Annotated in this window: 23 protein-coding genes and 1 pseudogene; 11 read left to right on the top strand and 13 right to left on the bottom strand. The window is 63.6% G+C overall.

All coding sequences use genetic code 11. The features are described 5' to 3' along the window. Nucleotides 1-39 precede the first annotated feature (39 nt). Nucleotides 40-933, top strand: a complete 894-nt coding sequence (locus tag QAZ47_RS23035) for a methyltransferase domain-containing protein (protein ID WP_278230842.1) — start codon at nucleotides 40-42, stop codon at nucleotides 931-933. Between the two features lie 53 nt (nucleotides 934-986). On the opposite strand, the gene QAZ47_RS23030 is transcribed toward QAZ47_RS23035, so the two are convergent. Next, the gene (locus QAZ47_RS23030) at nucleotides 987-1,790 is read right to left on the bottom strand and encodes a DUF1194 domain-containing protein (RefSeq protein ID WP_278230841.1); all 804 of its coding nucleotides are present in this window, start codon (nucleotides 1,788-1,790) and stop codon (nucleotides 987-989) included. A gap of 150 nt (nucleotides 1,791-1,940) precedes the next feature. On the opposite strand from QAZ47_RS23030, the gene QAZ47_RS23025 reads away from it, so the two are divergent. Next, a complete protein-coding gene (locus tag QAZ47_RS23025; protein WP_278233852.1) occupies nucleotides 1,941-3,914 on the top strand; it encodes a BTAD domain-containing putative transcriptional regulator in 1,974 nt (657 codons plus the stop codon). 104 nt (nucleotides 3,915-4,018) lie between these two features. Here the strand turns inward: QAZ47_RS23025 and QAZ47_RS23020 are convergent, their stop codons facing one another. The 3 genes from QAZ47_RS23020 to QAZ47_RS23010 all read right to left on the bottom strand — a co-directional run bounded on the left by QAZ47_RS23020 (nucleotide 4,019) and on the right by QAZ47_RS23010 (nucleotide 7,193). Continuing rightward, complete coding sequence (locus tag QAZ47_RS23020; RefSeq protein ID WP_278230840.1) at nucleotides 4,019-4,819, bottom strand: endonuclease/exonuclease/phosphatase family protein; 801 nt, start codon at nucleotides 4,817-4,819, stop codon at nucleotides 4,019-4,021. Nucleotides 4,820-4,843: 24 nt separating this feature from the next. Beyond that, nucleotides 4,844-6,304, bottom strand: a complete 1,461-nt coding sequence (locus tag QAZ47_RS23015; RefSeq protein WP_278230839.1) for a phospholipase D-like domain-containing protein — start codon at nucleotides 6,302-6,304, stop codon at nucleotides 4,844-4,846. 61 nt (nucleotides 6,305-6,365) lie between these two features. Further along, nucleotides 6,366-7,193, bottom strand: a complete 828-nt coding sequence (locus tag QAZ47_RS23010) for an oxidoreductase (protein WP_278230838.1) — start codon at nucleotides 7,191-7,193, stop codon at nucleotides 6,366-6,368. Nucleotides 7,194-7,244: 51 nt separating this feature from the next. Between QAZ47_RS23010 and QAZ47_RS23005 the strand changes: the two genes are divergently transcribed. Beyond that, complete coding sequence (locus QAZ47_RS23005; RefSeq protein WP_278233851.1) at nucleotides 7,245-8,201, top strand: AraC family transcriptional regulator; 957 nt, start codon at nucleotides 7,245-7,247, stop codon at nucleotides 8,199-8,201. 164 nt (nucleotides 8,202-8,365) lie between these two features. On the opposite strand, the gene QAZ47_RS23000 is transcribed toward QAZ47_RS23005, so the two are convergent. Both QAZ47_RS23000 and QAZ47_RS22995 read right to left on the bottom strand, forming a co-directional pair. Then, nucleotides 8,366-8,614 (bottom strand): hypothetical protein, encoded by a 249-nt coding sequence (locus QAZ47_RS23000; protein ID WP_278203035.1) that lies wholly within the window; start codon nucleotides 8,612-8,614, stop codon nucleotides 8,366-8,368. A 98-nt stretch (nucleotides 8,615-8,712) separates the two neighbouring features. Beyond that, nucleotides 8,713-9,462: a DUF899 family protein gene (locus QAZ47_RS22995; RefSeq protein ID WP_278230837.1), complete on the bottom strand. Its 750-nt coding sequence runs from the start codon at nucleotides 9,460-9,462 to the stop codon at nucleotides 8,713-8,715. 118 nt (nucleotides 9,463-9,580) lie between these two features. Here QAZ47_RS22995 and QAZ47_RS22990 point away from each other — a divergent pair, with 118 nt between their 5' ends. Next, complete coding sequence (locus QAZ47_RS22990; RefSeq protein WP_278230836.1) at nucleotides 9,581-10,801, top strand: helix-turn-helix domain-containing protein; 1,221 nt, start codon at nucleotides 9,581-9,583, stop codon at nucleotides 10,799-10,801. Nucleotides 10,802-10,832: 31 nt separating this feature from the next. Next, on the top strand, nucleotides 10,833-11,471 hold the full coding sequence (locus QAZ47_RS22985; RefSeq protein WP_278230835.1) for a DUF5074 domain-containing protein: 639 nt from the start codon (nucleotides 10,833-10,835) through the stop codon (nucleotides 11,469-11,471). Nucleotides 11,472-11,508: 37 nt separating this feature from the next. On the opposite strand, the gene QAZ47_RS22980 is transcribed toward QAZ47_RS22985, so the two are convergent. The 3 genes from QAZ47_RS22980 to QAZ47_RS22970 form a co-directional block, all read right to left on the bottom strand. Continuing rightward, nucleotides 11,509-12,597 (bottom strand): acyltransferase family protein, encoded by a 1,089-nt coding sequence (locus QAZ47_RS22980; protein ID WP_278230834.1) that lies wholly within the window; start codon nucleotides 12,595-12,597, stop codon nucleotides 11,509-11,511. A gap of 113 nt (nucleotides 12,598-12,710) precedes the next feature. After that, a complete protein-coding gene (locus tag QAZ47_RS22975) occupies nucleotides 12,711-13,943 on the bottom strand; it encodes an MFS transporter (protein ID WP_278230833.1) in 1,233 nt (410 codons plus the stop codon). After that, complete coding sequence (locus QAZ47_RS22970; protein WP_278230832.1) at nucleotides 13,940-14,671, bottom strand: MBL fold metallo-hydrolase; 732 nt, start codon at nucleotides 14,669-14,671, stop codon at nucleotides 13,940-13,942. The genes QAZ47_RS22975 and QAZ47_RS22970 overlap by 4 nt, the downstream gene beginning before the upstream one ends. Before the next feature lie 112 nt (nucleotides 14,672-14,783). Here QAZ47_RS22970 and QAZ47_RS22965 point away from each other — a divergent pair, with 112 nt between their 5' ends. Further along, on the top strand, nucleotides 14,784-15,449 hold the full coding sequence (locus QAZ47_RS22965) for a metalloregulator ArsR/SmtB family transcription factor (RefSeq protein ID WP_278230831.1): 666 nt from the start codon (nucleotides 14,784-14,786) through the stop codon (nucleotides 15,447-15,449). Here the strand turns inward: QAZ47_RS22965 and QAZ47_RS22960 are convergent, their stop codons facing one another. Next, nucleotides 15,450-17,435 carry a BTAD domain-containing putative transcriptional regulator gene (locus tag QAZ47_RS22960; protein ID WP_278230830.1) on the bottom strand — a complete coding sequence of 662 codons (1,986 nt, stop codon included), beginning with the start codon at nucleotides 17,433-17,435 and terminating at the stop codon, nucleotides 15,450-15,452. 170 nt (nucleotides 17,436-17,605) lie between these two features. Here QAZ47_RS22960 and QAZ47_RS22955 point away from each other — a divergent pair, with 170 nt between their 5' ends. Next, the gene (locus tag QAZ47_RS22955) at nucleotides 17,606-17,854 is read left to right on the top strand and encodes a DUF1127 domain-containing protein (RefSeq protein ID WP_278230829.1); all 249 of its coding nucleotides are present in this window, start codon (nucleotides 17,606-17,608) and stop codon (nucleotides 17,852-17,854) included. Nucleotides 17,855-18,293: 439 nt separating this feature from the next. Continuing rightward, entirely contained in the window at nucleotides 18,294-19,016 is a 723-nt protein-coding gene (locus tag QAZ47_RS22950; protein WP_278203023.1) for a phytochelatin synthase family protein, read from the top strand. Nucleotides 19,017-19,129: 113 nt separating this feature from the next. Here QAZ47_RS22950 and QAZ47_RS22945 read toward each other — a convergent pair whose 3' ends face one another. Next, on the bottom strand, nucleotides 19,130-20,059 hold the full coding sequence (locus QAZ47_RS22945) for a LysR family transcriptional regulator (RefSeq protein WP_278230828.1): 930 nt from the start codon (nucleotides 20,057-20,059) through the stop codon (nucleotides 19,130-19,132). A 116-nt stretch (nucleotides 20,060-20,175) separates the two neighbouring features. On the opposite strand from QAZ47_RS22945, the gene QAZ47_RS22940 reads away from it, so the two are divergent. Further along, nucleotides 20,176-20,625: a cupin domain-containing protein gene (locus QAZ47_RS22940; RefSeq protein ID WP_278230827.1), complete on the top strand. Its 450-nt coding sequence runs from the start codon at nucleotides 20,176-20,178 to the stop codon at nucleotides 20,623-20,625. A gap of 221 nt (nucleotides 20,626-20,846) precedes the next feature. On the opposite strand, the pseudogene QAZ47_RS22935 reads toward QAZ47_RS22940, so the two are convergent. After that, nucleotides 20,847-21,029, bottom strand: a pseudogene (locus tag QAZ47_RS22935) (alpha/beta fold hydrolase); the annotation flags it as partial. A gap of 314 nt (nucleotides 21,030-21,343) precedes the next feature. On the opposite strand from QAZ47_RS22935, the gene QAZ47_RS22930 reads away from it, so the two are divergent. Then, entirely contained in the window at nucleotides 21,344-23,290 is a 1,947-nt protein-coding gene (locus QAZ47_RS22930; protein ID WP_278230826.1) for a hypothetical protein, read from the top strand. A gap of 265 nt (nucleotides 23,291-23,555) precedes the next feature. Here the strand turns inward: QAZ47_RS22930 and efp are convergent, their stop codons facing one another. Then, nucleotides 23,556-24,125 (bottom strand): elongation factor P, encoded by a 570-nt coding sequence (gene efp / locus QAZ47_RS22925; protein ID WP_040974006.1) that lies wholly within the window; start codon nucleotides 24,123-24,125, stop codon nucleotides 23,556-23,558. A 129-nt stretch (nucleotides 24,126-24,254) separates the two neighbouring features. Between efp and epmA the strand changes: the two genes are divergently transcribed. Further along, nucleotides 24,255-25,298: an EF-P lysine aminoacylase EpmA gene (gene epmA / locus QAZ47_RS22920; protein ID WP_278230825.1), complete on the top strand. Its 1,044-nt coding sequence runs from the start codon at nucleotides 24,255-24,257 to the stop codon at nucleotides 25,296-25,298. Nucleotides 25,299-25,426 lie beyond the last annotated feature (128 nt).

Genomic DNA, 25,426 nt, shown 5'->3' with positions numbered 1-25,426 from the left:
AACACCGATCAGACTTTCTCAGCGAAGAGGAGAAGTTTCATGGAAAAGAGACTTGCCAATCCTGTCGTGAGTGCCGATGCGCCCGCAACCGACCCGCGCCCCTATGCGCTGGGCTACTCCAGCCACGAACTGCAGCGGCTGGAGCTGCAGGGCGCGTTGATCCGCGACTTCACCGAAGATGTGCTGCGCCGGGCCGGAATTCGGCCGGGCATGCGCGTGCTCGACGTCGGCTGCGGCGTGGGCGACGTGTCGCTGCTGGCCGCAAAGCTGGTCGGCCCTCGCGGCATGGTGCTTGGCGTCGACCGTTCGGCGGACGCCACAGCGATGGCGGAGCGTCGCGCCATCGAAACCGGGCGATGCTACTGGACCAGGTTTGCCACGGAGGATCTCGACGCTTTCGCTTGCGAGGAAACCTTCGATGCCGTGATCGGCCGGCTCGTCCTGATGTATCTGCCCGATCCGTCCGCGACACTCAGGCGGCTTGCCGGCCATGTCAGGCCGGGCGGCATCGTCGCCTTCCAGGAACTGGCCATGCCGCTCACGCGTAGCTTTCCCGAGGGACCGTTGTTCAGCCGGTGCGTCGACTGGATCTCCGACACCATCGAGCGCGCCGGGTTCGAGATCGACATGGGCAGCAGGCTGCCGATGACCTTCGCTGCCGCGGGGCTCCCGGCGCCGCAGATGATTTCAGCCGGCCTTGCCGGCGCCGGGCCTGCCTCGCCGCTCTACAACTATATCTCGCAGACCTTGCGCAGCCTGCTGCCTATGGCCGAGCGCCTGGGCATCGCGACCGCCGAAGAGATCGGGATCGACACCTTGGCCGAACGGTTGTGCCGCGAAGCGGTCGAGCAGCGGTCTTGCGTGATGACGCCGCCCTTCGTCGGCGCATGGACGACCATGCCGGGATGGTGGGATGCGGCGCGCGTCGAATAGCCTGTCGCCCGTTGCCAGGAGACGGCCGCCAGGCACGGCGCGGCCGTGCGGGCCTAAGGAATGTCCGTTGCTGCAAGGCGCGGGTCGTTCATGCTGACTTCCGTCACCAGCTTGCGGCGCAGCGCCGTGATGTAGTCGCGCGGCCCGGCCGACGAAACCACGAAGGCCTGGGAGCCGCCGATGACGGACTGCGCAAAATAGGACGCCAGCGATTGCCCGGGGACCTCGTCGTCCGATGGAATGGCGATCGCGTTGATCGTGTATCCCTTGGCAATGGCGTTCTGCCGGCTCGGCTGAACGGGCAGCCCGTCATTGTTCTCGCCGTTGGAAGAGATATCGATCACCTTCTTCATCGCGTTGCCCGGAAACCGGTCGAGCAGAAGGCTTCCGACATCGATGGCCGCCGAAACCGACGTTCCGCCGCGGCCCCGGCGAAAATGGCCGGTGTCGCCGTGCTTCCTGATCTCGGACGCGGCCCGCTTGGCGTCTTCCAGGCCGCAGATACGTGTCCACGGCAGCACCGTGCGCGAGTAGCCGGGACTCGACCATTCGAAATAAGCCACGCCGATGCAGCCGATGTAATTCTGGGAGATGGCCCTGATGATCTCGGGCGAGGTGAGCGCCGCGGCATGGCCCTCGCGCTGCAGATCGGCGATCTTGGGGTCGATCGAAGAGGAGAAGTCCACCGCGAAGACGACCGCGACGCCGACGTTCAGCACCGCACCGTCGACGTCGGCGGCATGCGCGGTCGGCACCCAGAACGTCGCGGCGGCGAGCGCCGCCAGTCTCAGCAAGGAATAGGCACGCTCCCGCGGCCCGGCAAACAGGAGCAGTACGTTGGCTATGAGCTTTGACATTCGCCGCACCCCTCGGCTGGAAACAAGCCACTAATTTAGCTAAGCCTAAATCACATACCGTCACGGCAGCGCTTGGAGGTGGGGCTGCGCAGTTTCCGCAGCGTTAGTTTTGAGTTAGAATTTCGTCATTCTGAGAAGCTGTTCAAGCAAATGCGAAATGGGGCGGGCGTCGCCGGCAGCAAAGTCTCACTCTTCGGCGGTTTCCAGATTGAAAAGGAAGCTGGCGGTCCGGTTTGGCTGACCGGAAAGCGAGGCCCGGCGATCCTCGCCTATCTGGCCCGCTGTCCGGGCATGGCCGCACGTCGGGAACGGCTGGCCGACCTTCTATGGGGCGATAGCGACGGCGAGCACTCGCGCAACAGTTTGCGGCAGACGCTGAGCGTCCTGCGCCGGGATCTGTCGCGAGCCGGCATGGATATCGTCCATTCCCACAAGGAACTGATCGGTCTTGCACCGGATGCGGTGCGGGTTGACGTGGAGGATTTTGAAACCGGTCTTTCAGCCCGTTCCGCTCAGGAACTCCAAACGGCGCTGGCGCTTTACACCGGGCCGTTTCTCGACGGGTTCTACCTGGGCAGCAATGCTTTCGATGATTGGGCGGCTTCGGAACGTGAAAGGCTGCTGAGCCGTGCTCTTGAGTCCTTCGAGAGGCTCGCGCGCCTCGTGGATGCCGAAAGCGGTCTGGCCGTGGCGGATCGAATTCTGGCCATGGAGCCGACCCGGGAAGAATCCTATCGGCTGAAGATGGAGCTGCTTGTTGCCTGCGGTCAGCGGGACAAGGCCCTGCGAACTTTCGAAGCTTGCAGAAGCGTGTTGAAGAAAGAGTTCGGTGTCGACGTCAGCCCGGAGACCCGGGCGCTTTGGCAATCCCTTTCTTCCGCCGATACGTCGCCAGGTCAACAGCCTGCAAATGCGGTTCCGGCCGGCCAGCGCCTCGGGCGTCCATCCATCAGTGTCGGCGACTTCGCCAATTTGACGGGAGAGCGAGGCGACGACTTCTTCGCCAAGGGTCTCGTTCATGACATCACCACGGCCCTCTCCGAGGTGGCCAACTATGTCGTTCTCTCGGGGCTCCCGCACTTGGAGAGCGGCGAGGATTCCAAGGCGCCGACCACGCTGCGCGCCCGCTATACGCTCAACGGCAGCATCCAGAGGTCCGGGGATGAGCTGAGGGTGAACGTCCAGCTCGTCGACGCCGCCGGTGGTCACAATGTCTGGGCCCAGAAATTCGACGGCCATTCGGAGAACGCGCTCGAATTCCAGGACAGGATCGCACAGTCGGTTGTGCTGGCGGTCAGCCTCGAACTTCAACTGACCAACTGGAAGGTTCGTGACAAGAGCCCTGCGGGCGTTCCGGAGGTGCGCTGGTTGGTGAATGAAGCGCTGATGAAGTACTTCGAGATGACCAGGGACTCGCTGCTGGAGTCCAAGGAACTCGCCGAGAAGGCGCTGTTGATCGCGCCGGAAAATGCTCGGGCAAAGCGGACACTGTCCATCGCGACGACCATGGGGCTTGCATTCGGCGCGCTGCCTGGCAAGCAAGAGCATGTCGACAACGCGATCCGGCTCGCCGAAGATGCGGTAAGGGCCGTGCCGGATGATGAGATTGCCCGTTGCATCCTGTCGTTCGCCTACGAATGTGATGGCCGGATCGACGAGGCGATCGTCGAATGCCGTCATGCGGTCAGCCTCAACCCGAGCTATCCGAGTGGCCACGGCGATCTCGGCGAACTTTACGGCTTGCGCGGCCAGGTGAGCGAAGCGCTGCGCTCGGCCAATGAAGCGATCCGCCTCGGCACGCACGACGTCATCGACTTCTGGCGTCATCATGGACTGGCGGTCGCGCTGTTCGCCGGCGGCGACGACCGCCGGGCGCTCGAAGTCGCCCGCAAGGTGGTCAGGACAAAGCCGGGTTTCGTTCGCGGCGCCCTTTACTGGGCGGCCGCTGCTTCGGCGACCGGCAACAATGAAGAAGCCTCACGCGCCATCCATCATTGCTTGTCGCAACTTCCGCATCTCAACCTGGAAAATGTCTGCCCCGGCTTTCTGCCGCGCTATGTGCGGGATGATCATCACTCGCGGTTCCTCGAAATGCTGGCGCGGGCCGGCCTTCCGGAGTCCTGACTTCCCGATACTGGAGCGCCGGCATTGCGCTCATCCTTGAGCGGCGCCCGCACCAATGCATTCGCCGCCCACACCGACAGTGCCTCGCCTTGGGCCGCGCTCGGCTACAGATGCACGTAAGCCGTCAGCGGCAGATGATCGGAGGCGACCCGCGACAGCGGCGTGTCATGCGCTTCGACGGCTGACACCATGCCGTGCCGGTTGCCCATGATCCGGTCGAGCGCCAGCACCGGCAAGCCGGAGGGAAAGGTGGGCACGGCCGGCGGCGCGTGGCCGAAGGTCGTGTGCAGCGTGTTCAGCGCCGATCGGTTGCCGAGCCGCCATTCATTGAGGTCGCCGAGCAACAGCGTCGGCCTTTCATCGGCGCTGCTCATGATGTCGAGCACGACGCGGGCCTGTTCCGAGCGCGAGCGGCGCAGCAGGCCGAGATGGGCGGCGATCACGCGAAGCGTCCGGTTCTCGTCGAGATCGATCTCGGCGATCAGCGCCCCGCGCGGCTCCAGGCCCGGCAGCTTGATCTGGTGAACGTCGCGCACGGTGCCGCGCTTGAACAGAAGCACGTTGCCGCGCCAGCCATGCGCCTTGCCGTTTCCGCTGATCGGCACCGGCACCAGTCCCGTTTCGATTTCGAGACGGTTGAGGTCGAGCAGACCGGCGCGATCGCCGAACCGGTTGTCGGCCTCCTGCAGCGCGATCACGTCAGGACTGATCTCGCGGATGACGCGCGCGGTCCGTTCGGGGTCGAATTTGCGGTCGGTGCCGATGCATTTATGGACGTTGTAGGAGGCGACCACCATCTCGGCGCCCTCTATCCGCTTGCGCGGCGTCGACATCGCCTTGCGCATCTTTCTGCCGCGGATCGACAGGAGCACGGTCTCCGGAAGGCTGCGTCCGTTTCTCTCCATGGGCCTGCTGCTTGTCTTCCTCGTCTATAGATAGGGCGATCCCAGCCACAGCAATCGGTCGAAAACGCGAATGACGAACGGCCGCGCCTTCAGCGTCTGCAGTGTCACCTCTTGCGCGGACGCGATCGCGGCGCCGATGCGGGCATCGATCTCGGCGGCGAAATTGGCGTCCAGGATCTCCATGTCGATCTCGAAATTCAGCCTCAGCGAGCGGGCGTCGAGGTTTGACGAGCCGACATACGCCCACACGCCGTCGATGGCCATCAGCTTGGAATGGTCGAACGGGCCTTCGTGGCGCCAGACGCGGCAATAATGCTTCAGCACTTGGTCGAACTGCGCCGTCATCGCATGATCGACCAGGAAAAGGTTGTTCACCGCCGGCACCACGATGTCGATTTCGACGCCGCGACGGCCGGCCGTGGTCAGCGCGCTGATCAGCTCGCGGTCCGGCAGGAAATAGGGCGACATGATGCGGATCGATTTGCGCGCGACCGAAAACGCTCCCATCAGCAATTTGTGGTTGGTTTCGTTCGAGGCATCCGGGCCTGTCGCCACGGCCCTGACCAGCATCGGCTGGCCGGGCGGCGGCGCGCCGCGTTCGACTGGCCAGATATCGCCCTTCAGCGCCTCATTGCCGGCGAAGCGCCAGTCCTCGGCGGCGACCGAGAACAGGTCGGCCACCACCGGCCCGGTGACCTCGAAATGCGTGTCCCTGGAGCTGTCGGAGCCAGCGAATTCGGCCGAGAATCCCTTGCGGATGTTCATGCCTCCAGTGAACGCCACCGTGCCGTCGACGACCAGGATCTTCCTGTGGGTCCTGAGATTGGCATAGGGAAGTCTCAAGCCCATGACGATCTTGCCGTTGAAGAGGTCGACGGCGACGTCGGCTTCCTTGAGCTGGTGGAGAATGCTCGGCACGGAATAGCGCACGCCGACGGCGTCGATCAGCACCCGCACCGCGACGCCGCGTTTGACGGCGCCGGCCAGCGAATGGACGAACATCTGCCCGACGGCGTCGTTGTCGAAAATATAGGTCTCGAGCAGCACGCTCTTTTGCGCGCCGTCGATGGCCTTGCACATCGCCGCATAGGCCTCGTCGCCGGTCTCGAGCACGGCGATCGCGTTTCCCGAAGTCAGCGGCCGCCGCGCCACCCTGTCGCCGAGCGTCTTCAACCCGATGAAGCGCTGGCCGTACTGAGCTTCGATCAGCGCTTCCACAGCCACGTCGCGGTCGTGCCTGGCCTCGGCGGCCTCGCCGGTGACGGGCCGCAGGGCGCTGATTGTCGCGCGGCGGATGCGGTTGATGCCGGCGATGGCATAGATGATGGCGCCGAGGAAAGGCGACAAAAGCATCACGCCGACCCAACCGGTGGCGGCGCGCACGTCCTCCTTCGTCATGATGGCATGGACGATGCCGACGGCCGCCATAGCCAACGACAGGAGAAGAATAAGCGTAGACCAGTGACTCGCTATCGCCTCGAACATCGCCCGACTATTGTTCGGGCCGGCGCGGAAGGCAATGCAGTGAGGCTATTCCCGCGCTCATTCAGCCATCGGTCGAGATGGTCACAGCCCTCCAGGTTTCGATCTCTTGCTGGAGGCGCTCGATACGCTCGGACACGAGCTTGAGAGCGTCGCTGCCAAGCAGGAGCTGCGGCGGCGGAGCTTCGGATTCCACCAAAGCCAACACGGCCTTGGCAAGCTTGCCGGGGTCGCCAAGCTGCCTGCCGCTTTTCGCCTGCCGAGCTTCCCGGATCGGATCGAACAGCGCATCGTAATCCGCGATGGACCTTTCGGTCCGGACCATGGAGCGCCCGGCCCAGTCCGTCCGGAAGGAGCCGGGGCAGACCGCCGTAACGTGTATGCCGAACGGGGCCATTTCCGAACGCATCACTTCCGATATGCCCTGGAGCGCGAACTTGCTGCCGCAATAGTAAGCAATGCCCGGCATCGTGATCATGCCGCCCATCGAGGTGACATTGACGATGAAGCCCTGGCGCCGCTCGCGGAACCTCCGAAGAAACGCCTTGGCGACCGCCACGGCGCCGAAGACGTTCACGTCGAACTGACGCCGCATCTCTTCGAGCGGCGACTCCTCAAGCACCCCCTCATGGCCATAGCCGGCATTGTTGATCAGGACATCGACGGGCCCGTGCTCTTCCTCCGCCTGCGCGACGACGCCCGGCACGCGGTCGAACTCCGTGACATCGCACATGACCGTTCGGATCGCGGGCAGGGATCTGCCGAGTGCCGCGCGCGACGTCTCGGACCGTACGGTGCCAATGACCGTATGGCCTGTTTGGATGGCGGCGGAAGCGATGGCGAGGCCAAAGCCGGAATTGGCGCCGGTGATGAAGAAGGTCTTTTTCGCCATGGTCTGCGGTCCTTTGTTGATGGAGTGCGCCTTGGCAAATAGTATTTGGCGATGGTGTCTTCGATCGCGATCCCTATGAATAACTTGCCAAATCCTATTGGAACGGACGCCGGACGAAGACGGCAACTGGTCGACCTGGCTGGAGCTCTCGCCGAACGCATTGGATACAACGCCACCGCACTCGAGAGCGTGCGGGTGCTCCGGACGGAGGCTGTGCTTCATGACGTCCCGGTGCTTTATGAACCCGGCGCGGTGTTCGTCCTGCAGGGAAGCAAGCGAGGCATCCTCGAACAGGAGGTCTACCTCTATGACGAAGAACACTATTTGGCGGTGTCGGTGCCGGTTCCGTTTCGAATGGAGTCGATGGCCAGCCCCGATCGTCCGTTGCTTGCGGTCTATGTCGAGTTCGACATGCGGCTGGCGGCCGAGATTGCAGCGCAGCTGGAGACGCATTCCGTTCCCGCAAGCGGTAAGCCGCGAAGTCTCGTATCAAGCAGGATGGGCACCGACATCGAGGACGTCTTGCTGCGCCTGCTGAAGGCGCTTCGCAGCCCTGCCGAGACCGCCGTTCTTGGATCAAGCCTGCTGCGCGAGCTGCATTACCGGGTGCTTATTGGCCCGCAAGGCGGCGCAATGATCGCGGCCCTGCAGCAGAGGGGCCGGTCGGGAAGGATCGTGCGGAGCCTCGCATGGCTGCGGGAAAACTACAGCTGCGAAATCTCGGTCGCCGATCTGGCGAGAGAAGCGGGCATGAGCGTGCCTTCCTACCACGTCCATTTCAAGGAGATGACCGGAAGCAGCCCCATGCAGTACGTGAAAGCGATGCGGCTGCATGAGGCAAGGCTGGTGATCGCGCGCACGGGCAGGATCGCTCATGTCGCGGCTTCGGTCGGCTATGCGAGCGCGGCTCAGTTCAGCCGCGACTTCAAGCGGCATTTTGGGCGCACGGCTTCTGAAGAGATGAACTTGGTCCGTCGCCATCTGGGCGAGCTCGCCTGGGCGGAGTAGTCCGCCATTGGGACGGCGACGGCCAGATGACTGGTCTGAAGGCGGGAAAGGAAAGGAAGGCTCGGAACGTGCTCGAGCACGTCGAACATGGCGACGAGGTCCCATGAGCCGGCGAGCGCCTGATATCGCAGCCTGCGCAATCCAGGTGGCGCTCAGTGGAGATCTCACCCGCGCCTTGCCATCAGCCTCAACCATGGCGTCAGATGGAAGCCGGCCATCAGCAGATACATCGGCGCCATGCCGCTAAGGATCGAGGCGCCTGAGCCTGACATGCACATCATGTCGTGGCCGTCATAGCCGGCGGTCAGCAGCGCCATCATGGCGAAGGTCGGCGCGGCGGCGAGGCAAAGCCAGTCGGCAAGGCCGAAGCTGCTCAAGCCGGTTGGGCGAGGGGCGGAATTGTCGATGCTCATGATATTCACCTTCCCGAAGCGGTCGGGATTTCAAAATTCGGAGAGATGCGGGGATCGGCTTCGGCGGCGCGGTTCGCGCCGCCGAAGTCGTGTCACGTTCAGGCGTCCTTATTGCGGAACGCCGCTTCGCCGGCATCCGACACCTCGACCCATCTCTGGTCGGGGGCGGCGCCCGCTTCGTAGTTGTCGTGCCAGTTCCACCATTTGTAGGTCTGGGTCTGCGGATAGCCCTTGGGCGAATCCTCCCACACCTCCTGGCGGCCGAGCGGGGTGACGTCGAGATAGCTCCACACCGTGCCGAACGCCTCGTCGCCGCGGTTGTTGACGAAGTAGGTGCGGAAGATGCGGTCGCCGTCGTGGATGAAGACGTTGTGGCCGTGCCATTCGTCGACGCCGAAATCCTTATCCCAGCTGTCGGTGATGGTGTACCAGGGCATCTTCCAATCCATCCGCTGCTTCAGCCGCTGAATGTCGGCCTGCGGCGCGCGCGAGGCATAGGCAAGCGTGGTGTCGCGGGCGTTGAGATGGGCAAGGTTGCCGACCTGGTCGGCGCCGAGCGAGCAGCCGCGGCAGGCATGCTCCGGCCAGCCATAGACGCCCGGCTCGAAGAAGGCGCGGTAGATGATCAGCTGCCGGCGGCCTTCGAAAAGATCGAGCAGGCTTGCCTTGCCGTTCGGGCCTTCGAACACATAATCCTTCACGACGAGCATCCACGGCATGCGGCGGCGCTCGGCGGCTAAAGCGTCGCGGGCGCGGGTAAGGGCTTTTTCCTTCACCAGCATCTCGTCATACGCGCCTTCCCAGGCCTCTGGCGAAACGACCGGTGGTGTGTGCATTTGCTGGGTCATTGCTCATTCTTTCGGTTTGGTTGAGGGTGACGCGGACAGACATAGGGCCGGACGGCGCGATGGTGAGAGTTACAAGTGTGGCGCGATTTGATCCGGCGGACCCTAAGACGGGCATTGCATGGACTCGCTGATCAATGCCGCCGGCCGCGCGCTTGCCGCGGGTGACCCGCTCGGCGCCTTGAAGCGCGTCGCGCTGCGCGACGACGCGCCGGCGCTGGCGCTGCGCGGCATCGCGATGGCGCAACTCGGCGACTTCGCCAAGGCCAAGGCGCTGCTGAAGAGCGCGGCCCGCGCCTTCAGCCCGAAGGAGGCAGTGGCGCGGGCCCGCTGTGTCGTCGCCGAAGCCGAGATCGCGCTCGTCTCGCGCGATCTCGGCTGGCCGGAGAAGGCGTTGCGAACCGCAAGGACGACGCTTGCATCGCATGGCGATCGCGTGAATGCGGCCTATGCAGGAAGCCTCGAGGCGCGTCGGCTGATCCTGATCGGCCGTATCGACGAGGCCGAGCGCCTGCTTGCCGGCTTCGATCCGGCGCCGCTGCCACCGGTCGCGCGCGTCGCGCATGAGCTCGCGGCCGCGGGCATCGCGGTCAGGCGTTTGCGGACGAAAGCTGCGCGCGCGGCGCTCGGCCGGGCGGCGCTTGCGGCCTACGAAGCCAACATCCCGGCGCTGAGGGCGGAGGTCGAAACCGCATCGCTGGTGCTGAACACGCCCGTCGCGCGGCTCATATCGAAGGGCTTGGAAAAGCCGCTCCAACTCGACGAGGTCGAAGCGCTGCTCGCATCCGGCGCGCTCGTCATCGACGCCTGCCGCAATGTCGTGCGCCAGGCTGGTACGGCGGTCCCGCTGGCGACGCGGCCGGTGCTGTTTGCATTGGCGCGCACGCTTGCCGAAGCGTGGCCCGCAGATGCGCCGCGGGAGGTGCTGCTGAGGCGCGCCTTCAGGGCCAGGCACGCGGACGAATCGCATCGCGCTCGGCTCCGGGTCGAGATGGGACGGCTGCGCGCTGAACTCAGCGCGCTGGCTGAAATCAACGCGACGGCGGCCGGTTTTACGCTCACGCCGATGAGTGCCAGCGAAGTCGTGGTGCTCGCTCCGCCTGTCGAGGAGGAGCATGGGGCAGTGCTCGCCTTCCTGGCCGACGGCGAGTCGTGGTCGAGCTCGGCGCTGGCGATCGCGCTTGGCGCCAGCCCGCGCACCGTGCAGCGCGCGCTGGAGGCGCTTTCCACGCAGGACAAGGTGCGAGCGGTCGGGCGCGGCAGGGCGCGCCGCTGGATGACGCCGCCGATGACCGGATTCCCGACTGTCTTGTTACTCCCGGGTCCGCTGCCGAGCGACTAGTCTGCGGCCATTGTTCAGATGGAGATCGAAAATGAAACGAGCCGCCGCCGAGATCCTGCGGGAATATGGACCCTTCCCGGACGCCGAGCGCATCAACGGCGTCACCTATGACGGCAAGAATGTCTGGTTCGCCACCGGCGACAAGCTGAAGGCGCTTGATCCGGACAGCGGCACGATCGTGCGATCGATCGACGTCGCCTCGCATGCGGGAACCGCCTTCGACGGCGAGCACCTCTACCAGATCGGCGAGGACCGCATCCACAAGGTCGACCCGAAAACCGGCGAGGTCGTCGCCACCATTCCGGCCCCCGGCAATGGTGGTGACTCGGGCATGGCCTGGGCCGAAGGTTCGCTCTGGGTCGGCGAATACAGGGCGCACAAGATCCATCAGATCGATCCAGAGACGGGCAAGGTGATCCGCACCATCGAATCGAAGCGCGTCGTCACCGGCGTCACCTGGGTCGACGGCGAGCTCTGGCATGCCACCTGGGAAGGCGAGGAGGGCGACCTCTTGCGCATCGATCCCGAGACGGGCGACGTGCTGCAGGAGGTGGCGATGCCCTCCGGCGTGTCGGGGTTGGAATCCGACGGTGGCGACTGCTTCTTCTGCGGTGGCGGCAGCAGCGGCAAGATCAAGGCCGTGCGCCGTCCCTCGACTGTCGGCAAATAGCCGGCAGGACTGCGGCTTGCCGACGAACCAACTGGCGTCAGGTCGCCTCGCGCGCCGGCCGCGCAACCCCCTTGTTCGAGATATGGCCGGCAACCGGCCTGTCGATATGCGCCCAGGCCGGCCGCTCGAAGAGGAAGTTTCCGAAGCCGGTGCGCTTGACGATGAAATAGAGAATGACCGGGCTGATCACTGAAACGAGCAGCACCGCGAGGCTGAGCCAGCCGGTGTCGGTCAGAAGGCCGCTCGCAAGCGCCGCGCCGCGGAAGATCGACATCGGGATGGTGAAGGCGACATAGACGACCAGCGAATGCTCGCCGAGCCAGCGCAGCCATTCCATCGCGGCGAATTTCGACAGGAAGCCGCCGGCGACGCAGAGCGCCACCGCGCCGGCGACGGCGAGCGCAAGATGCAGCGGCGGCCATGCCGCCAGGCCCATCTGCATGCCGACCGGCTGAACGGCATAACCCGGCGAATAGACGAGCAGGCCGTTGACGACCGCCCATGCGGCCAGGCCCGCGACGGTGATCGCCGGCCGCGCTTGCGTCCACGCGACCAGCCGGAACACCAGCGGCGCCATGACGAAGCCGAGATAGAAGAACACGAAATAGGCGGCGAATTGCGTAAGCGCGTAGCTCTCCGAATGCGGCGCCCAAATCTGCAGCACCGCGGCGGCCGCAATGACGATCCAGTGCGGCGCGCCGAGTTCGCGCAGGATGCGCGCGACGAGGCCGAACATCGCCAGCATGTAGATGAACCACAGCACGCCATAGGGCTGGACGACGGCCATTGCGAGGTCATGCAGCATGCCGGCCGGATCGCGGCTGAAGATGCCGATCTTCAGCCCGATCGAGATGATCGCCCACAGCACGTAGAAATAGAGATAATGGACGACGCGCCGGTCGATATAGCGCCGCCACGGCCGCTCGATCACCTGCGACAGGAACAGCCCGGAAATCAGGAAAAACTCGGGCATCCGGAAGGGTGTCGCGAAGCCGATGACATAATGCAGGAAGCCGACGCCGCCGGTATATTCACCGGTATTGTAGGCGGAATACATCATCACCACTAGGATGATCGAAAGACCTTTTGCCGTGTCGACCCACGGCATGCGCGTCGAGTTGTTCATGAACGACCCCGAGAAGGCACCCGGCGCCATAGTACCGGACAGGCGCGTCCCTGGCAGCACGAAGCTTCGGATATCGTAAACGCGACGCTGCCGACCAGTCGCCTCGCTCCGGGTCAGCGCGCCGTCTCCCGCATCGCCACGGCCACGATCGCGCCCGAGAGAAATGTCAGCGCCGCGATCGCCGCGATCGCCGCGGCGAAACCGAAGAAGTCGGCGATGAGGCCCGCCGACAGCGCTCCGATTGCGTAGCCGAGGTCGCGCCAGAAGCGGTAGACGCTGAGCGAGCGCGCCCGCCAGGACGGATGCGAGGCGTCCGACACCGCCGCGATCAGGCTCGGATAGACCATCGCCGTGCCGAGGCCGAGCAGCAGGCTCGCCAGCAGCCACCAGCCGAAATCGCGCGTCATGGCGGTAAGCAGGAGCCCCACCGCCTGCAGCCACATGCCGGCGACGATCAGGCCCTTGCGGCCCCAGCGGTCGCTCAATGGTCCGGTTGCGACCTGGAGGACGCCCCAGACCGCCGGATAGACCGCCTTGAGGATGCCGATCCGCTCGACGCCGAGCCCGTTCGCGACGAAGAAGAGCGGGAACAGCCCCCAGCTCATGCCGTCGTTCAGATTGTTGACCAGGCCGGCCTGCGAGGCCGCGAAGAGGTTGCGGTCGCCAAACGAGGTCAGCATGAAGATCTCGCGGAAGCCGAGCGGCGAAGCGGCTTTCGGATGGTTGGCCAGTTCCAGCCGCACATGCTCGCGCGTGTCGCGCACCAAAACGATCGACAGCGCGGCGCCCAGGATCGCATAGCCGACGCCGAGATAGATCGGCACCGGGCGCAGCCCGTAGCGGCTCGCCAGATAGCCGGTGAGGAAGGCGGTGACCCCGACGGCCAGGTAGCCTGCGAACTCGTTGAGGCCGACCGCAAGCCCGCGCGACTTCGGCCCCACGAGGTCGACCTTCATGATGACGGTCATCGACCAGGCGAGCCCCTGGTTGATGCCGAGCAGCGCATTGGCGGCGACGATCCAGCCCCAGCTCGGTGCCCAGATGATGATGAAGGGCACCGGCAGGCCGAACAGCCAGCCGAGGATCAGCACCCGCTTGCGGCCCCATCTGTCGGCAAGCTGTCCGGAGACGAGGTTGGCGCAGGCCTTGACCACACCGAAGCTGACGATGAAGGAGGTAACCAGCGTGGTGGAAGCGACGCCGAATTCCTCCGCTCCTATCAGCGGCACCACGGTCCGCTCGATGCCGACCATGCCGCCGACGAAGGCGTTGATCAGCACCAGGAGCGCGAACTGTTTCCAGTTGGCCTTGAGGCCGAGCGCGACGGCCGGCGCCGCTGCGCTCAAGGTTTCGCCCCGGCATTCGCGGCCCTTGTGCGGGCGGCGTCCGGCGGCGGGGGAGGGATGTCGCCAGTCATGGCGGCGACGAACTCGCCTTCGTCCTCGATGCGGAAGGCCTTGTTGAAACGCCGCTCGAAGCCGATGGTCGATGTCGGCTTGCCGCTCAGCGAGCGGCCGCAGACCGAGCCGGAATAGGCGCCCGGCAGCACTTCGATGTGGTCGGGTAATTCCTTCAGCCGGCGCACGCTGGCATAGAGCGCGCGTGCCCCGTCCTCGGCGCTGGATGCAAGTTCGGTGCGGCCGAGATCGCCGACCATCAGCGTGTGTCCGGTGAGCACGAACCAGGGCTCGGCCGACCGGGTCCGGTCGGTGACCAAAAGGCTTAGATGCTCCGGCGTGTGGCCCGGCGTATGCATGACGGTCGCCGTGACGTTGCCAAGCTCGAGCACCTCGCCGTCCTTCACGCGGCGGAACGGGAAGCCTGCCTCGGCGCCTTCGAACAGCACGTATTCGGCGCCGGTCGCCTCGGCGAGCGTCCGTCCGGCCGAGATGTGGTCGGCATGAATATGCGTGTCGACGACATAGAGGATGCGCATGCCGGTCGCGCGTGCCGCCTCGACATAAGGCGCAATGTCGCCGACCGGATCGACGACGGCCGCCGAAGCCTTGCCGCCGCAGCCGAACAGATAGGAGGCGGCAACCGGGTCGGTATGCAGGAACTGCCTGAGAATCATCGCTTTTCCTCCGAACGGCCGACTGCTCCGGGTGGACTGTCCGGCTTGACAGCAATGGTCGAAAGCGTCATTCAATTATTTTATTGAATGACGATGCGTCGCTGAAAGGACGATGTCAATCCGCAATCCGAAACAGGCGCTCTACGAGCAGTTCGCGATCGTCGCCAAGGCGCTCGGCCACCCGCTGCGCCTGGAAATGATCGAGCATCTAGCGCAAGGCGCGCGCAGCGTCGAAGCGCTTGCCGCAAAGCTCGGCCAGCCGATAGCCAACGTCTCCCAGCATCTGCAGGCACTGCGTCGAGCCGGCATCGTCTCGGCCGTACGCGACGGCAAGTTCGTCCGCTATGCGCTTGCGGATGAGAGCGTGCTTTCCGCCTTCGCGTCTGTGCGCGCCGTTGCCGAGCGGCATCTCGCTGAAGTCGACCGCATCGTGCGCGGCTATTTCGAGGCGCGAGACGGCATGCGGCCCGTCGGGCGCGAGGAACTCCAGGCGCTGATGCGCGATGGGCTGGTGACGCTGATCGATGTCCGCCCGCCGGACGAGTTCGCACTCGGCCATGTGCCCGGTGCGATCAATGTCCCACTCGGCGAAATCAAAGCCTGGTCCCAAAGCGGCGATACGAACCGGGAGATCGTCGCCTACTGCCGCGGTCCCTGGTGCGTGATGTCGTTCGAGGCAGTGGCCGCGCTGCGCTCGCTCGGCCATTCCGCGCGTCGTCTCGAGGACGGCATGCCGGAGTGGAAGGCCGCCGGCCTGCCGGTGGAAATGGCCGCCTGATCAGCGCTCGGGAAGCCCCGCCTGCTTCAAGGCTTCGACCACCCGGTCCGCCCATTCCGGGGTGTTGCGGAAGATAGGCAGCGACCGGTATCGCTCGATCGTGAAGTCCGGCTGGGCGGCGAGCAGCTTCTGCGCGGCCCAGCGGGCGGTCTCCATGTCGCCGCTCATCGCTGCCCAGGCGGTGAGGTACCGATAGGACATGATTATGTCGGGATGGGCGGCGATCACCTCGCGGGCGATCGCGACAGCCTGGGTGAGAGAACCTGTCTTGGCCATGGCGGTGGCCATTCCCAGTCTCATGTTGAATGCGAAAGGATCCGTCGGGCTCAGCATCATCGCTCGCTGGAACCGTTCCGGCGCGTGGGCTGCGTCGTCCTTGTAGATCGCGATCCAGCCATGGCGTGCCCATGCCCAAGCATTGTTCGGATCGAGCTTGAGCGCCTTTTCGATGAAAGTGGCGGCGCGCTCCTGGTCGCCGCACATGCTCGATGCCGAGCCGGCGGCGGCCAGGGCGGTAGGATCGTCGCCGATCGAGCCCGCGGCCTCGACCGCCGCGCGCGCCCTTTCCAACTCGCTTTCCGGGTGCTCGGCCCACAGATATGCGGCATTCGAGGCGTGGCACCAAGCCAGGAGCGCATGGGCGCGGCCATAGGCCGGATCGACTGCGATCGCTTTCTTCAGCAGCTCTATGGCCTGGTCGTTGGTGTCCTTGCGGCGGCCCCAAATGTTCGGATAGGCGCGCATGACGAAATCATAGGCCCGCAGGCTGGTCGGCGGCTTGCGCTTGGCCAGCTCGATCTCGGCACCACGGATGGCCGGATGGATGGCGCCCGCTACCTGCGCCGCGATCCTGTCCTGGAACTCGAAAACGTCTTCGATCGCGCCCTCGTAGCGCTCGGACCATAGCTGCGCCCGCGTCTCGGCATCGACCAGCTGCACGGAAATGCGCAGCCGGTCGCCGCCCCGCCGAACCGTGCCTTCGACCACATAGTTGACGCCGAGTTCCCTGCCGACCTCGCGCACGTCGACGAAGCGTCCCTTGTAGGTGAAGGCGGACTGGCGCGCGATGACGAAGAAGTCCCGGATTCGCGAAAGCGCGGCGGTGATCTCCTCGACGACGCCGTCGGCGAAATACTCGTCGTCCGCCCCGCCGAGATTGTCGAAGGCCATCACCGCCACCGAGGGCTGGTCGTGCGACCTCGCCGCCGTGGAGATAGGCTGATGCGGCTCGTGCGCCGACGAGGACAGCCGATTTCCACCGCGTGTTTGCAGCGCCGCCGCCAATGCGTTGGTCTGTGCCTCGGGTTCGACGTCCAGGTACTTCCTCAGCAGCGCGCGGCAGGATTCAAACTGGCGCAGGGCCGCGTTTTCGTGGCCCCTGGCGGCGTGGACCCGCATCAATGCCCGATGTGCCGCCTCCGCGGTCGGATCCGAGGCGAGCAGCCTTTCGGCGAGCCGCTCGCAGGCCGTGTCATCCTCGGTTCCGGCTTCAGGCAGCGCGAGGCTCAGGCGTTCCACCAGTTGCAGCGCTTTCTGCCGGTACCGGACCTGATGCGGACCGAACCATTCATCCAGACCGTCCGGAATGGCTTCGCCCGCAAGCACGTCACCACGATAGAGCTCGGCGGCGAAGGCGAGGTCCGCCGCGCCGCCTTCGGCGAGCTTGCGTTCGAAGAGCCAGATATCCGCTTCGTCCGGGCCGGCCGTCAGCGCTACCGCTTCCTGATCTCCCTCGACGGAAATGGCCGCACTGCCGGCGGCAGGAAACCATCGCCGGATATCCGCAAGAGCCTGGCGCAGGCTGTTGCGCGACTGCGCGTCGCCTCGTCCCGGCCAAAACCCTTCGGCAAGCCGTTCGCGATGGTGGCCGCGGCGCCCCGACAGGACGAGAGCGGCAAAGAGAAGCCCGGATTTGCGCGTCGCGAAGCGGACGGGCTGGCCATCCGCGGAAGTCACCTCGAGACCGCCAAGCAACCGGATGCGCACGACTGCCCTCCGAATTTCGAACGCACCGGCACAATAACATCTTCGCTGGTCGATTTAACGCGGATTTAACGGCGATCCGATGGCCTTTCCTCAACGGTTCACGCTTGGCTGAACAAGCGCAAATCGCCTCCGTGACACGCTCCGGCATCAGTCTGGAACGGGAGAGCGAAATGGCTCACACGGAAACTCACGCGAAGACCCGCGCACCGAAACAGCGGCTGCTCGGTGCAATGTCGAAAAGCGTGGCGGCAGCGCTCGCTGCCTTCACGGCCTGGCGGCGGGCCGTTGCAGGACGCAGGGCGTTGGCAGACCTGACGCCCGATCAGCTGAAGGATATCGGCTGTCTGGAGCCCCTCGCGCCGAAGTTCGTCGTCAGGGTAGGGGTCGGCCTCATGACGGACCTGATGTCCATGAGATGAGGTTCGCCACCTGTCTCGCGTCGCTCGAAAAACCTGCGTGTCGCTGCCACCGCCAATTATGGAGGCTAATCATGCATGCGAGGACCGGCACGTCGATTGCACCCACGACACTTTCGCGGGGGGAAGCGCTGAGCCTCCTTTCGGCCGGCATTGCGGGGCCTTGCTGTGGCGAGGCCAATGAGATGCTGGCCTGGCTCTACCTGCTGCCACCCAGCGAGCAGACATCCAATGAGACGGGTGCCGAACCGCCAGTCGATCGCCCCCGGCTGCGGCTTCGCCTGCGCAGCCTCTTGCGGACTTGACCCGACGCCGGCATCAGCGTCGGGAGTGGATTGCGTGGCTTGTGGCGGCGTGCCGGCAGCATCGAACTCGAACGTGCCACCGTATCGACAAGCTGGTATATTCCTCGACGCTTTCTTTAACCGGGCGGAGGACCACCATGTCTGCGCGTTTGTATTCGCTCTTGCTGATATTTCTTTTGGCTGCATCCGGCGCCTTCTCGGAGACGCTGAAGCTTCCGGACAACCTGACCGGATTCAGTTCCCCATCCGGAGAGGGCTTTCTGGTCGAGAGCACAGCGAAGGAAGCCTATTTCCCTCTCGCGAGCAACTTTCTTACGCAAAAGACGCAGGCCTATTGTGGTGTGGCAAGCATCGTCATGGTGCTGAATGCACTCAACCTTCCCGCACCTTCTGTGCCGGAATACGAACCCTACAGGACGTTCACGCAGGACAATGTCCTCAATGAGCGCACAGAGGCCATTCTTCCTCGCCAGGTCCTGGACAAGCAGGGAATGACGCTCGACCAGATCGGGGCCATTCTTTCCACGCAGCCGATCAAGGCCGAAGTCCGCCATGCTTCGGACGCCAGCCCCGAGCAGTTCCGGACCCAGGCCAGTTCATTCCTTTCCAAACCCGGACACTTCGTCATCGTCAACTATCTGCGCAAGGCGATAGGCCAGGAGAAGGGCGGTCATATATCCCCGCTGGCCGCTTACGACGAGAAGGCGGACAGGTTCCTGATCCTCGATGTCGCTCGTTACAAATACCCGCCGGTGTGGGTGAAAACGGTCGACCTGTTCGGGGCGATGAACACGGTCGACAGCGACAACCAGAACAGGACCCGCGGATATGTGCTGATATCGTCGCTCTCCGGAGAGTAGCTTGGCTGACCTTCCCGCTGAGAGCGCCTACCAGCACACCCTTGCGGAAGTCGACGGGGTGTTCGCGACGTAGCCCGCCAAACCGTCATCCTTGCTCGCTCGATCGCGTGCGCCTACGGCTCGAACGAAGCGACCGCCCCAAGCTGCTCGCGCAGCCAGGCGTTGCCAGCGTCGCGATCCAATCGGCGATGCCAGTACATTGTGACGTCCATCGCCGGCGATTCCATCGGCGGCATGAAAATATCCAGTTCGAGGTGTTCGGCCGCCAGGCGCGCGAAGTGAACCGGGATGCTGCCGAGCAGGTCGCTGTTCGCCACGGCAAGCGCAACGGCCTGGAAATGCGGAACGGTGATGGCGACCTTGCGCGACAGGCCGAGCTTCTGGAGCGCCGGATCGATGGTACCGGACCTGCTCCCGTCGGCCGAGCGCAACACCTGCGGGATGGCGCAGAAGACGTCGGCTGGAAGGGCCTCCCCTGGCCGGATCTCCGTTGCGCTGATCAAGGGGTGCCCGCGGCGGGCGATGCAGACAAGCCATGAACGGAACAGCCTCCGGCTGGCGATCCACTCCGGGGTCTCCAACGCCCTGTCCAGGACGATGTCGGCCTTACCGTCGCTCAGCAGGCCGAAAACGTCGGCCGATGGGTAGTCCATCATCTGGAGGACGATCGAAGGCGCGATCGGCGTGACCCTCGCCGCCAGTTTCGGCATCAGCAATGTCGAGAAATAGTCCGAGCCAATCAGCATGAAGGATCGCGTCGACGTCTGAGGGTCAAAGGCAGCGCTTGCCGCAAGGGCCTCCTCGATCTGCACCAGCGCCTGGCGCACCGGTTCCTTCAGCTGGAGCGCGCGCGGTGTCGGCATCATGCGGTTGCCGTCGCGCACGAAAAGCTCGTCGCCGAGGATGGCGCGCAGGCGCCCGAGCGCCGAGCTGACCGCCGGCTGCGACAGGCCGACCCGTTCGCCGGCACGTACCGTGCTCAGCTCCAGCATCATGGCATCGAATACGCGCAGCAGGTTGAGATCGAACGCGGCCAAATTCACGGCGCCAATATCCCGAATACTATCATTCGATTTCCGCCAGTCGGATCATTGCCCTAACGATGCAAACGGCGCTGCAGCACCGAACCTAACTGACCGAACATGGAAAGGGAAACGCGATGAACATCGCCACAGGCTCGGCGCGCGCCGTCAAATGGATGGACACGGTCTACAGGATCAATGTCGGCAGATACCAGAGCGGCGGCATCGTCGGTGTCTTCGAATCGACCGTGCCTTCGCGGGGCGGCCCGCCGGTTCACGTGCACCACAATGAGGACGAGGTGATCCATGTGATCGAAGGGGAATACGAATTCTGGCTCGATGGTCAGGTCATGGCGGTGCGGCCAGGCGCGTCGATCTTCCTACCCCGCGGCGTGCCGCACACGTTCCGCGTCGCGAGTGCCGGGCCGGGCCGCAACCTTACGATCCTGACGCCCGGCGGGCTGGAGGAATTCTTCGTGGAGGCGGCCGCACGCGAACTGCGCATTCCCGACCAGATAGCGGAAGTGGCGGAACTTGCAGGCCGCTATGGGATCGAGTTCCGTGGACCGGCCAAGTGGGTCGACTAGGGCCCCGTTGATATTCGGTTGAGGCCGGCCTGCAAACGACGGTTTCCCTGCGCTTCCGGCCTTTGCCGGCCGAAGCGTTGAGTACAGCGCAGTGTCCCGGTGGTGTGGCTGCTGAAACTCCGGCCCCCTCAGTCCTTCGCGCGGGTCCAACTGCGTGCAAGGGGGGCGGTCACCAGTGAAACGGGAGAAGTCCGGCCGCACGCGGCGCCCGGACCACCGCATCAGCCGAGGTGCTTGGCGAGAAACTCGCGCATGGCTGCCCCGATCTCGCGGGCGTGGGTCTCCAGCGCGAAGTGACCGCTGTCGACGAAACGAACATCGGCCGATGGCACGTCCCGCTTGAACGCCTCGGCGCCAGTCGGAATGAAGAACGGATCCTTCTCACCCTAGATGGCCAGGACGGGCGTTGGGCAGGCGGCAGCTCAGGGCCCCTCAGCAACTAGTCGCCGATGCCCAGTTTCGAGCAATCAGCACCCATACCAGATTGACGGCTTTTGAAGCGTGTATTAATGTAGCTAGCATGTATATATGGAGACACGTAATGCGCAAGGCGCTTAAGAGTATAGCTTTGCTAATAGCGGCTCTCTTCATCTGCACGGCGTTTATTGCCGCAATGCCCACGACGAGTTCTGCGGCAGGTTGCAACCCAAACGTATCGACTTGTTAACGTGCCGGAGCCAATTGAGCAGGCTCCAGCCCCGGATCAAATTGGGGTTCGTTGGTAGAACTTCTTTCTCGCTTGGGAGAGAAGTCTTTTGGTCTTTCTTTCCTCTTTGGCACTTTAGTCATTGCTCTCTATGCCGGGAAGCGACTGGGCGAGTTGATTACACCACCCAAGGGCGCAGAATACGATTTCACTAGCATGCTGACTCTTCCTCTGCTTGTGGGCAGAGATACATATAATCGAGCATACATTTTTTACGTTTTCCTCCTGTTATATTTCTATTTTGTCCTCTGTATTTTTCAGCCTCTGGTGGATATTATAGGCGGAAAAACAACGATCAAATTCCAGGGTGCTTCGTGGCCACTTTTCGCAGCTCTTCTCGTGGTTGGCGTTCTCCCCGCTACTCCTGTTGTAGCCCAGATCGAACACTCGCTTCGTAGGTTTGCGCACGCGATCGCCAACATTCCAGACGAGTTCTACAATCGTGTAACCGCGCTTTCTGCCCAAGAGATAGAGACGGTCGTCGTAGGAGCGCCAGACTACGAAAGTGATGTTGAGACCTTCTGGACGCTGATTGCTCTCCTGTCGATACTCGGCATCGAGTACGATGACGCCGTGCGCGGATCGCGCAGATGTGTATCCTTGCGATTGTTTGGCGAGTGGACGTTGGAACGGCCAGACATCTGGTCCCAAGCGGAATATCAGCGTTACAATGATGTCGTTGCTATGCTGAAGCCTCAGTATCTCTCGCTCCGAGCGAAGACTGAAGATTTAGTTTTTGAGACGGAATCTAACCCTTTCGTGAAGAGCGTTCTGGCTAGCAACCCAACTGTGCTACTTGGCGGTCGGATCGATCCGGGCTCGGCGCAAGCCCTTCGGATCGAGGCAGAGAAGCTGCTAACTCAAGGCAAGAAGAAGGGCGTGATCCCTAATCAGATTCCGCTTTTAGAAGATCTGAAGTTCGCGCGTCAGGAATGGTCAGAGCATATTAAGGCGTGCGAAATTGATGCTAAACGGCTGATCGCTCTCTTTTCAATAGTTGTTCGAAACGACCGTCGTACGATGCGTGAGCTCGTGCGCCCGGAGAATGCGAAAAACCCCAAAATCAACGGACCTGGTGTGCTTGACAAGCGTTACGCAGACCCTGGTCTGCGCTTCTTTGCACAACTTCTACGAAGTAACAACATAGCCGCTGAACCATGGTTCAACAGTATCTTGCTCGCAACGTTGGTGGGTTCTGGATTCGCATATCTTTTCTGCATTTTATATCGACTGGCGACCGATAACGACGTCATTCGGAAATATGTCCTTCCGGTCGAAAATCTGAAGAAGCTTAAGCCCCAGACGTTAGACAGTCTCATAAGTAACTCAATAGCAAGCTCGGCGTCAGACGTTGGATTTCTTGCCCTGGCATTCTTACTCTCCGCGTCGATCGCTCTGTTCATGAGGTCGTCACGAATTCGAAATGAGGAATGGCTGCCGTTTTATGATTTGCCAACGATCCCGGTGTCATCCTACTTTGGGTTGTTTTTAATCAGCTGGATAATGGCCTTGCCGGCGCTGATGCTCCAGTGGATCGTATTCTATGCGAGGTCTCAGGAGTTGCCGGATCGCGACAATCTGATCCACGTCATGCAGATAAATGTTGGGATAGCTTTCGCCTTGGCTTCGGCGTCAGTCTGCTTGTGCATAGTGACAGACATTGTCTCCACGCAGGCGGCGCAGAATGTGCATCGTGGCATCAAACAGAATAGACGATACTTCAACCAGATTTGTCTGCTTGCTTGTATTCTACCTGCTGGGCTACACGCATTGATCTTGTTGACGGATCAAGGCTATGTGCGTCAGCCGGCATACATGGTTGGCCAGATGCTGATATTCGCTTTTCTTATCTATGCGGCGATGCGCTTTTTCGTCACGACATTGGAACACCGGTTGAGGCGTGTCATGCCGTTGCCAGTTCAGCCTGCACTCGACAAGGGCCAGGGATTTGGCGTTTAATGCCAACACACCAGTCAGAATGCGAGCTTGATGCTTGGGGCGGACAGCTTTCGTAACAGTATGCTGCCTCAGACTTCCGCTCTCGGGCGCACACACATTAAGTCAATGGCGGACATGAGGCGCAGATCTGCTCACGTCGTGGCAACGCAAAATCCGCCTAAGCTAGAACCTGCCATCCAGACGGCGAACAATCCGTGCCTGTCGCCTAATGGCGGACCCGCCTGGTCGCAGGCGAGCCGCTGGTTGCTAGGCTGCTATGACAGCCTCAGTCTTTCGCGCGCTCGACGTAGGAGCCGTCGGCGGTCATCACAACCACGCGGGTGCCGGCGGTGATGTGCGGCGGCACGGCCGTGCGCACGCCGTTGGAAAGCACGGCCGGCTTGTAGGACGAAGACGCCGTCTGACCCTTGGTGACCGGCTCGGTGTCGACGACCTCGAAGACGGCGCGCTGCGGCAGCGTCAGCGAGATCGGCACGCCGTTGAACTGCGCCAGTTGCACGGCCATGCCTTCCTGCAGGTAGGGAGCCATGTCGCCGACCACGCTTTCGGAGGCCACGACCTGGTCGTAGCTTTCCGGATTCATGAAATGGAAGCCCTCGCCGTCGGAATAGAGGAAAGTGTGCTCGCGCTCCTCGACATAGGCGCGCTCGACCATCTCGGTCGTGCGGTAGCGCTCCGAAACCTTCACCCCGTCGCCGATGCGGCGCATGTCGAGCTGCGTTACCGGCGTGCCCTTGCCAGGGTGGATGTTTTCGGCAAAGAGGATGACATAGAGCTTGCCGTCCTTATCGACGACGTTGCCTTTGCGTAAGGAACTGGCGATGACCTTGACCACGGTATTCGATCCCATTCGAGTTTTTCGGCCTGCAAGCGTCGATTGCCATGAGGCGGCGACGGCGGCCATCGCGTGCGCCCTAGCGCATCTTGCGCCGAACCGCCAGCCTTCCACGCGATTTTCCTGCCCATGACCGCCGCTTCGCCCTGGTGGATGCCGCATATTCATGCCGATCGCCGGCCAAGGCTGATGGCGCGCAACGCCATTGCGAATGCCCTGCGCGGCTGGTTCGCGGCGCGCGATTTCGTCGAGGTGACGACGGCCGCACTGCAGGTCTCGCCCGGCAACGAGGCGCATCTTGCGGCCTTCGCCACCGAGGCGGTCGCGCCCGACGCGTCGCGCCAGCGGCTCTATCTCCACACCTCGCCGGAATTCGCGTGCAAGAAGCTGCTTGCCGCCGGCGAGAAGCGCATCTTCAGCCTCGGCGCGGTCTGGCGCAACCGCGAGCGCGGCCCGCTGCACCATCCCGAATTCACCATGCTCGAATGGTACCGCGTCGGCGATACAGTTGAGAGCCTGATGGCCGACTGCGCCGAATTCCTGGCGCTCGCCGCCGAAAAGGCCGGCGCCAAAAGCTTCCGCTTTCGCGGCCGCGAGGCCGATCCTTTCGCCGAGCCGGAGCGGCTGAGCGTGGCCGAAGCCTTCCTGGCGTATGCCGGCATCGACCTGCTGGCGACCGTCGCGGCAGACGGCAGCACCGATCGCGACGCGCTCCACGCGGCGCTGGTCCGCGCCGGTCTGCGCACGGCGCCCGACGACAATTGGGCCGACCTGTTCAGCCGGGTGATGGTGGAAAAGGTCGAGCCGGCGCTGGGGCAGGGCTGCGCGACCATCCTCTACGGCTATCCGGTATCGGAGGCCGCGCTTGCCCGGCCGAGCGCGGAGGATCCGCGTGTCGCGGAGCGCTTCGAGCTTTATTGCTGCGGCGTCGAGCTCGCCAACGCCTTCGGCGAGCTCACCGACCCGGCCGAGCAACGCCGCCGCTTCGTCGCCGAGATGGACGAGAAGGAGCGCGTCTATGGCGAGCGCTATCCGCTCGACGAGGATTTCCTCGCCGCCCTTGCCATCATGCCGCAGGCGAGCGGCTCGGCCCTCGGCTTCGACCGGCTGGTGATGCTGGCGACGGGAGCGCAGAAAATCGAGGATGTGATCTGGGCGCCGGTGGCGTCGTGAACCGGCAAATGCCGGCGCTGCCCCTCATCCGCCTGCCGGCACCTTCTCCCCGTGAAGAACGGGGAGAAGGGATGTGCTCCAGCGCTGGTGGCCCCCCTTCCCCGTCCTTCACGGGGAGAGGGTAAGGG

Origin of the sequence: Mesorhizobium sp. WSM4904 (assembly GCF_029674545.1) — a bacterium.
GTDB lineage: Bacteria > Pseudomonadota > Alphaproteobacteria > Rhizobiales > Rhizobiaceae > Mesorhizobium.
Note: the sequence above shows the minus strand (reverse complement) of the source record. Positions and strands in the feature narration are given on the sequence as shown.

Excerpts from the sequence above, each read along its gene's own strand:
- QAZ47_RS23035 (WP_278230842.1), top strand. The coding sequence starts at position 40 with ATGGAAAAGAGACTTGCCAATCCTGTCGTGAGTGCCGATGCGCCCGCA.
- QAZ47_RS23030 (WP_278230841.1), bottom strand. The coding sequence starts at position 1,790 with ATGTCAAAGCTCATAGCCAACGTACTGCTCCTGTTTGCCGGGCCGCGG.
- QAZ47_RS23025 (WP_278233852.1), top strand. The coding sequence starts at position 1,941 with ATGCGAAATGGGGCGGGCGTCGCCGGCAGCAAAGTCTCACTCTTCGGC.
- QAZ47_RS23020 (WP_278230840.1), bottom strand. The coding sequence starts at position 4,819 with ATGGAGAGAAACGGACGCAGCCTTCCGGAGACCGTGCTCCTGTCGATC.
- QAZ47_RS23015 (WP_278230839.1), bottom strand. The coding sequence starts at position 6,304 with ATGTTCGAGGCGATAGCGAGTCACTGGTCTACGCTTATTCTTCTCCTG.
- QAZ47_RS23010 (WP_278230838.1), bottom strand. The coding sequence starts at position 7,193 with ATGGCGAAAAAGACCTTCTTCATCACCGGCGCCAATTCCGGCTTTGGC.
- QAZ47_RS23005 (WP_278233851.1), top strand. The coding sequence starts at position 7,245 with ATGGTGTCTTCGATCGCGATCCCTATGAATAACTTGCCAAATCCTATT.
- QAZ47_RS23000 (WP_278203035.1), bottom strand. The coding sequence starts at position 8,614 with ATGAGCATCGACAATTCCGCCCCTCGCCCAACCGGCTTGAGCAGCTTC.
- QAZ47_RS22995 (WP_278230837.1), bottom strand. The coding sequence starts at position 9,462 with ATGACCCAGCAAATGCACACACCACCGGTCGTTTCGCCAGAGGCCTGG.
- QAZ47_RS22990 (WP_278230836.1), top strand. The coding sequence starts at position 9,581 with ATGGACTCGCTGATCAATGCCGCCGGCCGCGCGCTTGCCGCGGGTGAC.
- QAZ47_RS22985 (WP_278230835.1), top strand. The coding sequence starts at position 10,833 with ATGAAACGAGCCGCCGCCGAGATCCTGCGGGAATATGGACCCTTCCCG.
- QAZ47_RS22980 (WP_278230834.1), bottom strand. The coding sequence starts at position 12,597 with ATGAACAACTCGACGCGCATGCCGTGGGTCGACACGGCAAAAGGTCTT.
- QAZ47_RS22970 (WP_278230832.1), bottom strand. The coding sequence starts at position 14,671 with ATGATTCTCAGGCAGTTCCTGCATACCGACCCGGTTGCCGCCTCCTAT.
- QAZ47_RS22965 (WP_278230831.1), top strand. The coding sequence starts at position 14,784 with ATGTCAATCCGCAATCCGAAACAGGCGCTCTACGAGCAGTTCGCGATC.
- QAZ47_RS22955 (WP_278230829.1), top strand. The coding sequence starts at position 17,606 with ATGGCTCACACGGAAACTCACGCGAAGACCCGCGCACCGAAACAGCGG.
- QAZ47_RS22950 (WP_278203023.1), top strand. The coding sequence starts at position 18,294 with ATGTCTGCGCGTTTGTATTCGCTCTTGCTGATATTTCTTTTGGCTGCA.
- QAZ47_RS22940 (WP_278230827.1), top strand. The coding sequence starts at position 20,176 with ATGAACATCGCCACAGGCTCGGCGCGCGCCGTCAAATGGATGGACACG.
- epmA (WP_278230825.1), top strand. The coding sequence starts at position 24,255 with ATGACCGCCGCTTCGCCCTGGTGGATGCCGCATATTCATGCCGATCGC.